Annotated in this window: 1 protein-coding gene; it reads left to right on the top strand. The window is 70.9% G+C overall.

The features are described 5' to 3' along the window. Positions 1 to 46 precede the first annotated feature (46 nt). The gene (locus AC559T_RS12745) at positions 47 to 1279 is read left to right on the top strand and encodes an IS4 family transposase (RefSeq protein WP_498868835.1); all 1233 of its coding nucleotides are present in this window, start codon (positions 47 to 49) and stop codon (positions 1277 to 1279) included. The last annotated feature ends 232 nt before the right edge of the window (positions 1280 to 1511 follow it).

Here is a 1511-nt window from a genome sequence, read left to right as displayed (position 1 = left end):
CCCAATGGTCATGCTTTAGTTGATCATTATGGGGTAGGGTTGTGATGTGCCGCATGACGCGAGTGAGGGGCTGTCGCCGGAGGGCTGGCTGCCGGACCGGGTGACGGTGGGGGTGTTGACGGGGGTGTTCCCGCCGGAGCTGGTGGACCGGGTGCTGGCGGAGACGGACACGGTGGAGTTGCGGCGTCGGTTGTTGCCGTCGCGGCTGGTGGTGTACTTCGTGCTGGCGCTGTGGCTGTTCCGTGGCCGGAACTGCGGCTATGTGCAGGTGCTGTCTCGGTTGGTGGACGGGCTGTACTGGCGGCGGCGGGCGGCGGCGCTGGCCTCGGGTGGTCCGGGTGGGCGGGAGTGGCGGTTGCCGAACCTGTCGTCGCTGGTGCGGGCGCGGGGCCGGGTGGGGTCGGACCCGCTGCGGATGTTGTTCGAGCACGCGGCGGGACCGGTCGGGGCCGAGGAGGCGGCCGGGGTGTGGCTGGGTGGGCTGCGGCTGGTGGCGGTGGACGGGACGACGTCGGACGTGCCGGACACGGCGGGCAACCGAGCGGCTTTCGGTGGGCCGTCGAACGGTGGAGGGCTGGGGCCGTTCCCGCAGGTCCGCTGGGTGGCAGCGGCCGAGTCGGGGACCGGGGCGCTGCTGGGTGCGGCGTTCGGCCCGTACACGGCGGGTGAGCAGGTGCTGGTCCGGGATCTGCTGGCTGCGTTGGGGCCGGGGATGCTGGTGCTGGCCGATCGCAACTTCCTGTCGCACGCGCTGGCCCGGGAGGTGCTCGCGGCCGGCGCGCACGTCCTGTGGCGGGCGAAGGCGTCGTTCGCGCTGAAGCCGGTGGAGGTGCTGGCGGACGGGACCTACCTGGCCCGGCTGAACCCGGCCCGCAAGGCCGACGGCCCGGCGCTGACCGTCCGGGTGATCGAGTACACCGTGCACACCACCGGCCCCGGCGGCACGGCCGGCTCGGAGCTGTTCTGTCTGGTCACCGACCTCCTCGACATCGAGGAGTGGCCGGCGCTGGACCTGGCCTGTGCCTACCGCGACCGGTGGGGCGTGGAGACCGTGATCGGCCACCACAAGACCGACCTCGGCGAGGGCCAGGCGGTCCTGCGCAGCCGCGACCCCGAGGGCGTCGCCCAAGAGATGTGGGCCCTTTTCGCTGTCTACCAGGCGCTGCACCAGCTCATGGGCACCGCCGCCGACGCCGCCGGCCTACCTCCCGCAAAAATCAGCTTCCGGCACACTCTGACCGCCGCGACCGACTCGATCGGCGCGGACTTCCCCCCCTGAGCAGGCACTTCTCGCCTTCCTGCTCAAACTCGTCGAACCGGCCTTCACCATCCGCGACCGACCCACGCGCACCGCGCCCCGCAAGAGCAAGAGACCCGGCGTCTACCCCACCCGTCAGCCCTGCGACCCGGGCACCATCCCGGTCAAGCACCGCCTCGAGCTCCACTGCCTTCACCCCAGACGGTCACCCTGAACACAAATCTTCAGGGAATCCTTTAAAGCATGGCCATTG

Origin of the sequence: Frankia sp. Hr75.2 (assembly GCF_949319125.1) — a bacterium.
GTDB classification, from domain to species: domain Bacteria; phylum Actinomycetota; class Actinomycetes; order Frankiales; family Frankiaceae; genus Parafrankia; species Parafrankia soli.
The sequence above is the reverse complement of the archived record's forward strand: the minus strand, read 5'-3'. Positions and strand labels throughout refer to the sequence as shown.